Source organism: Variovorax sp. 20P10.2.4 (genome assembly GCF_058244205.1).
Window position 1 is genome coordinate 1 of record NZ_JBZAYE010000362.1, and the last position, 7,512, is coordinate 7,512.

9 protein-coding genes are annotated in these 7,512 nt (G+C 70.2%); 5 read left to right on the forward strand and 4 right to left on the reverse strand.

Annotated elements, in window-relative coordinates:
• From AC27VN_RS26825 to AC27VN_RS26845, 5 genes are all read left to right on the forward strand, one after another.
• The coding region (locus AC27VN_RS26825; RefSeq protein ID WP_490878500.1) for an SDR family oxidoreductase at window positions 1-549 on the forward strand (549 nt) is incomplete at its 5' end.
• 43 nt (window positions 550-592) lie between these two features.
• Window positions 593-970 carry a dihydroneopterin aldolase gene (locus AC27VN_RS26830; RefSeq protein WP_057591108.1) on the forward strand — a complete coding sequence of 126 codons (378 nt, stop codon included), beginning with the start codon at window positions 593-595 and terminating at the stop codon, window positions 968-970.
• 58 nt (window positions 971-1,028) lie between these two features.
• Window positions 1,029-1,967, forward strand: a complete 939-nt coding sequence (ttcA, locus tag AC27VN_RS26835; protein ID WP_398500373.1) for a tRNA 2-thiocytidine(32) synthetase TtcA — start codon at window positions 1,029-1,031, stop codon at window positions 1,965-1,967.
• A gap of 46 nt (window positions 1,968-2,013) precedes the next feature.
• On the forward strand, window positions 2,014-2,640 hold the full coding sequence (locus AC27VN_RS26840; protein ID WP_490878501.1) for a DUF4136 domain-containing protein: 627 nt from the start codon (window positions 2,014-2,016) through the stop codon (window positions 2,638-2,640).
• A 63-nt stretch (window positions 2,641-2,703) separates the two neighbouring features.
• The gene (locus AC27VN_RS26845; protein ID WP_208510537.1) at window positions 2,704-3,351 is read left to right on the forward strand and encodes a histidine phosphatase family protein; all 648 of its coding nucleotides are present in this window, start codon (window positions 2,704-2,706) and stop codon (window positions 3,349-3,351) included.
• A gap of 9 nt (window positions 3,352-3,360) precedes the next feature.
• Here the strand turns inward: AC27VN_RS26845 and AC27VN_RS26850 are convergent, their stop codons facing one another.
• The 4 genes from AC27VN_RS26850 to AC27VN_RS26865 form a co-directional block, all read right to left on the reverse strand.
• A complete protein-coding gene (locus AC27VN_RS26850; RefSeq protein ID WP_490878502.1) occupies window positions 3,361-4,407 on the reverse strand; it encodes an ABC transporter permease in 1,047 nt (348 codons plus the stop codon).
• Window positions 4,404-5,909 (reverse strand): sugar ABC transporter ATP-binding protein, encoded by a 1,506-nt coding sequence (locus AC27VN_RS26855; protein WP_490878503.1) that lies wholly within the window; start codon window positions 5,907-5,909, stop codon window positions 4,404-4,406. The genes AC27VN_RS26850 and AC27VN_RS26855 overlap by 4 nt, the downstream gene beginning before the upstream one ends.
• A gap of 7 nt (window positions 5,910-5,916) precedes the next feature.
• Complete coding sequence (torT, locus tag AC27VN_RS26860) at window positions 5,917-6,999, reverse strand: TMAO reductase system periplasmic protein TorT (RefSeq protein WP_208510535.1); 1,083 nt, start codon at window positions 6,997-6,999, stop codon at window positions 5,917-5,919.
• 65 nt (window positions 7,000-7,064) lie between these two features.
• The coding region (locus AC27VN_RS26865) for a 5-oxoprolinase subunit C family protein (RefSeq protein WP_490878504.1) at window positions 7,065-7,512 on the reverse strand (448 nt) is incomplete at its 5' end.

Here is a 7,512-nt window from a genome sequence, read left to right on the forward strand (position 1 = left end):
CAGGTGGCGGCGCACTTCGGCCGGGTCGACGCGGTGGTGCACAGCGCCGCGCTGTTCGAGCACGACGACGCGGCCAGCTTCAGCTACGCGCTGATGGACCGCCATGCGCGCGGCAACACGGGCGCTGCGATCGTGCTGGCGCAGGCGCTGCACGCGCACCTCGCACAGCGCGATCCAGAAGGCACGCTCACCGGCGCGGTGGTCCACATGCTCGACCAGAAGCTGTGGAACACCAACCCCGACTTCCTCAGCTACACGCTCTCCAAGGCCGCGCTCGAGGCCGCCACGCCGATGCTGGCGCTGGCACTCGCGCCGCGCGTGCGCGTGGTGGGCGTGGCGCCCGGCCTCACGCTGCCGAGCCACATGCACGACGACGACAAGTTCGCGCAGCTGCACAAGCTGTCGCCGCTGGGGCGCTCGTCCACGCCGGCCGACGTGGCCGCCACCGTGCGCTTCGCGCTCGAGAACGGCTCGATCACCGGCACCACGCTGCTGGTGGACGGCGGCCAGCACCTGATGAAGTTCGAGCGCGATTTCTCGCACATGTGAGCTGAACCCGCCGCCCGCGGCCCCCTTTTTCGAGCACCACCCGATGTCACCCACCACCCCCCTCGGGCGCCAGACGCTCACCCTCAACGGCCTGCGCTTCGACGCCAACCTCGGCATCCTCGAGCAGGAGAAGGTCGCGCCGCAGCCGATCCAGGTCGATGCCGAGCTCAACCTCGGCCCGCAGCCGCTGCTGCCCAAGGACGACGACATCTTCCACGTGCTCGACTACCGCAAGGTGCGCCGGATCATCATCGACGAGTGCACGGCCGAGCACGTGAACCTGCTCGAAAGCCTGATCGGCAAGCTCGCGCAGCGCCTGCTGCAGCTGCCCGGCGTGCTGGGCGTGCGCGTGAAGATCGCCAAGCTCGAGATCTTCGAGGACTGCGAGGTCGCGATCCGCATCGAAGCCGGGGAATGGTGATCCGGGGCAAAATCGCCCCCTTCCCCCGTTTTTTGCTGCCCCGGGCAGCCCTTTTGCCATGAACGCCGTCTGGATCGACGAGGCGCCCGTCGCCGACGCCCTTGCCCCGCCCGCCAACTCGATGAAGATCGAGCGCGAAACGCACAAGCTCGAGAAACGCCTGTGCCGCGAGGTGGGCCGCGCCATCGTCGACTACAACATGATCGAGGAAGGCGACAAGGTCATGGTCTGCGTGTCGGGCGGCAAGGACAGCTACGGCCTGCTCGACATCCTGCTCAAGCTCAAGGCGCGCGCGCCGATCCACTTCGACATCGTCGCGGTCAACCTCGACCAGAAGCAGCCCGGCTTCCCCGAGGAAGTGCTGCCGAAGTACCTGAGCGATCTCGGCGTGGCCTTCCACATCGAGAACCAGGACACCTACAGCATCGTCAAGCGCGTGATCCCCGAGGGCAAGACCACCTGCGGCCTGTGCAGCCGGCTGCGCCGCGGCATCCTCTACCGCGTGGCCGACGAGCTGGGCGCCACCAAGGTCGCGCTGGGCCACCACCGCGACGACATGCTGCAGACCTTCTTCCTCAACATGTTCTTCGCGGCCAAGCTCAAGAGCATGCCGCCGAAGCTGGTGAGCGACGACGGCCGCCACGTGGTGATCCGGCCGCTGGCCTACGTGGCCGAGAAGGACCTGGTGCGCTGGGCCCAGCACCGCGAATTCCCGATCATTCCGTGCACGCTGTGCGGCAGCCAGGAGAACCTGCAGCGCAAGCAGGTCGGCGAGATGCTGCGCGAATGGGAGCGCAAGTACCCGGGGCGGATCGAGAACATGTTCAGCGCGATGCAGAACGTGGTGCCTTCGCACCTGCTCGACGGAACGCTGCACGACTTCAAGGGTCTGAAGCCGACGGGCGTGGCCGACGAGAACGGCGACAAGGCCTTCGACACGCCCTCCTTCGACCCGCTCTCCCAGGCACCCGCCGCCCTGCGCATCGTCCAGGGCTGATCCGGCTACCCAGGGGAATTTGGGGCCCACCGGCCCGGAGACCCTCATGAAACGCGCCTTTTTTGCTCTTCTTTTGGTAGCAACCCTGTCCGGCTGCGCCACCTCCTGGGTGGTCGACAGCGACGTGAAGAGCTTCTCCGCCATCGACACCGTTCCCGCCGGCGCCACCTACCGTTTCGAGCGCCTGCCCTCGCAGCAGGCCAACGGCGAGCGCCAGGCCTCGCTCGAAGCCATGGCCACCACCGCGCTCGAGCAGGTCGGCCTGCGCCGCGACGACGCCAACCCGCGCTACACGGCGCAGATCAGCGCCCGCGTGACCACCACGCTGTCGCCCTGGGCTGATCCCTGGCTCTGGGACGGCCCCTTCGGCTACGGCTATGGCTACGGCCCCTACGGTTACGGCCGGCGCTGGTACGGCGGCGGCTGGTATGGCGCGCCGATCGTTCCGCAGGCCTCCAACCCCTGGTACGAGCGCGAGGTCGGCGTGGTGCTGCGCGAGCTCGGCAGCAACCGCGTGGTCTACGAGACCCGCGCGCGCAACGACGGCCCCTACACCGCGAGCGCGGCGGTGCTGCCGGTGATGTTCCAGGCCGCGCTGCAGGGCTTCCCGAAGCCGCCCGAGGGCGTGCGGCGCGTCAACATCGAGCTGCCCACCGCGAAGAAGCAACAGTAAGGGCCCGCCTCGGGCCTGGAGCGGCGGCACGATCCGAAATGCCGCCCTCCTAGAATTTCGACCATGGAAGACCTCACCCGCCTGATCGCCGTTCGCCATGGCGAAACCGCCTGGAACGTCGACACGCGCATCCAGGGCCAGCTCGACATCGGGCTCAATGCCACCGGCGTCTGGCAGGCCCAGCGCGTGGGCCAGGCGCTGGCCGACGAACCGCTGGCCGTCATCTACGCCAGCGACCTCTCGCGCGCCTGGCAGACCGCGCTCGAGATCGCCAAACCGCACGGCCTCGAGGTCCGGCCCGAACCCGGCCTGCGCGAGCGCGCCTTCGGCCGCTTCGAGGGCATGAGCTTCGCCGAGATCGAGGCCGAGCTGCCCGAGCAGGCCAGGCGCTGGCGCGAGCGCGATCCCGAATTCGAACCCGAGGGCGGCGAGAGCCTGCTGGTGTTCCGCGAGCGCATCACGCGCGTGGCCGCCGACCTGGCCTCGCGCCACACGGGCGAGCTGGTGGCGCTGGTCGCGCACGGCGGCGTGATGGACGTGCTCTACCGCGCCGCCACGCGCCAGGAACTGCAGGCGCCGCGCACCTGGCAGCTCGGCAACGCGGCCATCAACCGCATGCTGTGGAGCAGCGAGGGCTTCAGCCTCGTGGGCTGGAGCGACATCTCGCACCTCGCGGCCGAGGGCGGGCCGCGCGACGAGTTCGCCAACTAGCTCGGTGCGTCAGTGCGAGCCGGGCGCCACCATCCGGTGGCGCAACTGGTCGGCCACCACCGCCACGATCAGCAGCGCGCCCAGCACCACCATCTGCAGGTACGACCCCACGCTCGCGAGGTTCATGCCGTTCTGCACCAGGCCGATGAAGATCGCTCCCATCACCACGTTCGGCACCCGGCCCATGCCGCCGCGCAGGCTCACGCCGGCGATCACGCAGGCCGCGATCGATTCCAGCGCCACGGTGCCGCCGAGGTTGGCCTCGCCGGTCTCGACGCGCGCGGTCAGCAGCAGGCCGCTGACGGCCGCGAGGCCCGCGCACAGCAGGTAGGCCACGAGCAGCACGCGCCGGGTGTCGATGCCCGACAGCGCCGCCGCCTTGGCATTGCCGCCCACGGCCAGCAGGTGGGTGCCGGTCGGCATGCGGCCCATCAGCACGCCCATGGCCGCCACGCAGACCGCCGTGACCCAGATCGGCACCGGCACGCCCAGCAGCGTGCCGAAGCCGAACAGCTCGCTGAAGCCCGCGGGCAGGCCCGACACCGGCACGCCGCCCGTGAGGTAGAGCGCCAGGCCGAAGCCGATCGACTGCACGCCCAGCGTGACGATGAAGGGCGAGACGCCGATGAAGGCCACGCCGATGCCGTTGACCAGCCCCACCGCGAGCCCGGCCAGCATGCCGCAGGCGCAGCCCAGCGCGATGGCCAGCCAGGCGGCGTCGGGCAACGCGGCGCCGAAGAACTGCATGGCCAGCGCCGCCACCACCGAGGTGATCGCCATCACGGTGCCGACCGAGAGGTCGAAGCCGCCGGTCACCAGCGCCAGCATCTGGCCCATGGCCACCAGGATCAGGTAGACCGACTGGCGCAGCAGGTTGACCAGGTTCTGCACCGTGAGGAACTGGTCCGACAGGGTACCGAACACCACGAAGGCGATCGCCAGCATGAAGGGCAGCACGCCCAGGCGCAGGAACAGGGCGCGCAGCAGGGCCAGCGCGCGGCCGGCGGGCCCCGGTGTCGAAGGCACGGCGGTGGCGACGGAGGAAGACGAAGTCATGGCTTGTTGTTCTCGCTGGAACCGAAGAAGAGATTGAGCACGGCGGTCTCGCCGATGGCGTCGCCCTGCAGCTCGCCGGCGATCTCGCCGCGGCACATCACGTAGACGCGGTGGCTCAGGTGCAGCACCTCGGGCAGGTCGGAGGAGATCACGACCACCGCCGCGCCGCCTTCGCAGAGCCTGCGGATGACCTGGTAGAGCGCGCTGCGGGTGCCGATGTCGACGCCCACCGTGGGCTCGTCGAACACGTAGAGCGCGGCGTCGCGCGTCATGCCCTTGCCGAACAGCACCTTCTGCTGATTGCCGCCCGACAGCAGCGCCACCGGCCGCTCGAGGTTGCGCGGCGCGAGCTCCACGCGCTCGGCCGCGGCCGTCGACAGCCTTCGCCCGAGCCGCTTGCGCAGCCAGCCGCCATGGCCGCGCAGCGGACCGTGCACCAGCGGCAGCGTGATGTTGGCGCGCGCGCTGAAGCCCAGCACCAGCCCCTCGCCCTTGCGGTCGGGCGGCAGGTAGAACAGGCCCTCGTCGAGCAGCCGGCGCACCCTGGCGCCGGTGCGCGGCTGGCCCCTGAACAGCACGCGGCCCGCGCTCACCGGGTCGAGCCCGCAGACCGCGCGGAACAGCTCCGACTTGCCGCAGCCCACGAGGCCGGCCAGCCCGACCACCTCGCCGCGCCGCACCCTGAGGCTGGCGCCGCGCACGCCGTTGGGCGAATGCAGGCCCTCGACCTCGAGCACCGTCTCGCCCGGCGCAAAGGCGATGCGCGGATAGACCTGTTCGATGGCACGCCCGCTCATCAGCTCGATCAGGCGGTCGGCATCGGTCTCGCGCGCCTCGACCGTCGTGACCTGGCGGCCGTCGCGCAGCACCGTGATGCGGTCGGCGATCCGCGCGATCTCCTGCATGCGGTGCGAGATGTAGACGATGCCCACGCCGCGCGCCTGCAGCCGCGCCACCAGCTCGAACAGGCGCTGGGTCTCGGCATCGGTCAGCGAGGCGGTGGGCTCGTCGAGGATCAGCACCGAGACCTCGCCGCGCAGGCCCTTGGCGATCTCCACCATCTGCTGCTGGGCGCGCGTGAGGCCGGCCACGGGCGCATCGACGTCGATCGCGAAGCCCAGGTCGGCCAGCATCGCGCGGGCGCGTTCGCGCAGCGCGCCGCGGTCGAGCAGGCCGCCGCGGCGCGGCTCCTCGCCGAGGCTCAGGTTCTGCGCCACCGACAGCGTGGGGATCAGCGAGAACTCCTGGAACACCGCGCTGATGCCGTGGCGCCGCGCCTCGTGCACGTTCGCGAAGCGCACCGGCTCGCCGCGCAGCCGGATCTCGCCGGCGCTCGGCACATTGGCGCCGGCCAGCAGCGAGATCAGCGTCGACTTGCCGGCGCCGTTCTCGCCGAACAGCACGTGCACCTCGCCCGCGCGCAGCTCGAAGTCCACGCCGTCGAGCGCCAGCACGCCCGGATAGCGCTTGCCGAGTCCGCGGGTCTGCAGCAGGGGTGGCATCGCGGGCCTACTTGACCTCGAACACCGGCTTGAAGCCGGTCGGCGGCAGGATGTCGGCCTGCTTCACGCTCTGGATGTTGCTGCTGTCGACCACGAAGATCTTCGGGCCCACGTGCTTCGCGACCTCCTTGCCCTCGAGCAGGCGCACCGCCTGGTCGACCGCGATGCGGCCCTGGATCACCATCGAGTCGGCCGGCGCGGCCACGATGCGGCCGCGCTGGATGCCCTCGTAGACGCCCGGCGTCATGTAGAAGGACAGCACCTGCACCTTCTTGTCGAGGTTGCGCGAGCGCAGGATGCCGGTGGCGGCCTCGGCCGTGACGGCCGTGCCCGCCACGTAGGCCAGGTCGGGGTTGGCCTGCAGCACGTCCTCGATCAGCTTGCTCTGCGCTTCCTTGCCGGTGTCGCCGTACTTCGGATCGAGCACCACCACCGCGCTGCCCTTGACCGCCTCCATGAAGCCCTTGTGCGCGGCCTCGACCCAGCCCGCGCCGGCGGGTCCCGGGAACCAGCCGACCTTGACCGGCGGCGAACCGGCCGGATGCTTCTTCGCGAGGTAGGCACCGGTCGACTGGCCCATGGTGTGGAAGGACACCAGCGACTTGGCCGAGAGGTCGGGCGAGTTGATGCCGTTGACCAGGTCGATCACCGGCACCTTCTTCGCGGCCGTGGCCTTGATGACGTTGTTGAGCCCGTCGCCCGAGATCGCGCCGATGATCACCGCGTTGGCGCCGCGCGCCACGCAGTCCTCGATCTGCGAGACCTGCTTGCCGAGGTTGGTGTAGCCGCCCGCGTCGGCCACCTGCAGCTTCACGCCCTGGCGCCGGGCCTCCTCGATCACGCCGTAGTCCACGCCGAGCCAGTAGGCGTCCTTCATGTGCGGGAACGACACGCAGAGGTCCCATTTCTTCGAGGCCTTGGGCAGCGGCACGTAGTCGATGGGCTTCTTCGTGCCCTCGGCCGAGAAGGCGGGCTCGGTGGCCTCGGCCTTGTAGGGAAACCAGTCGGCGGCCGAGGCACCGCCGTGCCACAGCACGGTGGCGGCGAAGGCGGCGGCGGTCAATGAAACGCGCAGGGGCAAGCTGTTCATGAAGAACTCCTAGGTGGCAACGGGGAAGAAAAGGAAGGGGGTGGGCGGCCTTGCCGCCCGGGCGCTCAGTCGGCGAGCGCGGCGCGCAGGCGCTCGATGCGCCGTCGTCGCTCGGCGCGCGCGGCCAGCGCCTGTGCCATGTCGACCGCGACGAAGCGGGCCTTGTGGTTGGGCTGCATCTGGGCGATCAGGTCCATGTCGGCGCTGATCACCGTGCCGACCATCGCGTAGCCGCCGCCCGAGACCGCGTCGCGGTGCAGGATGATCGGCTCGCGCCCGCCCGGCACCTGGATCGAGCCATAGGGATAGCCGGCATCGACGATGTTCGACGGATCGGCGCCCGCGCCGAAGGGCGGCGTGCGCTCGATGAACTTCAGCGGCGTGCCGTTCTTGTAGCGGTAGCCGATGCGATCGGCCTCCGAGCCCACGCTCCAGGTGTCGGCGAAGAAGCTGCGCACCGAGTCCTGCTGCAGCCGGTGGAAGTAGATGCCGGGCAGCACGCGCAGCGTCACC

Excerpts from the sequence above, each read along its gene's own strand:
- AC27VN_RS26830 (WP_057591108.1), top strand. The coding sequence starts at position 593 with ATGTCACCCACCACCCCCCTCGGGCGCCAGACGCTCACCCTCAACGGC.
- ttcA (WP_398500373.1), top strand. The coding sequence starts at position 1,029 with ATGAACGCCGTCTGGATCGACGAGGCGCCCGTCGCCGACGCCCTTGCC.
- AC27VN_RS26840 (WP_490878501.1), top strand. The coding sequence starts at position 2,014 with ATGAAACGCGCCTTTTTTGCTCTTCTTTTGGTAGCAACCCTGTCCGGC.
- AC27VN_RS26845 (WP_208510537.1), top strand. The coding sequence starts at position 2,704 with ATGGAAGACCTCACCCGCCTGATCGCCGTTCGCCATGGCGAAACCGCC.
- AC27VN_RS26850 (WP_490878502.1), bottom strand. The coding sequence starts at position 4,407 with ATGACTTCGTCTTCCTCCGTCGCCACCGCCGTGCCTTCGACACCGGGG.
- AC27VN_RS26855 (WP_490878503.1), bottom strand. The coding sequence starts at position 5,909 with ATGCCACCCCTGCTGCAGACCCGCGGACTCGGCAAGCGCTATCCGGGC.
- torT (WP_208510535.1), bottom strand. The coding sequence starts at position 6,999 with ATGAACAGCTTGCCCCTGCGCGTTTCATTGACCGCCGCCGCCTTCGCC.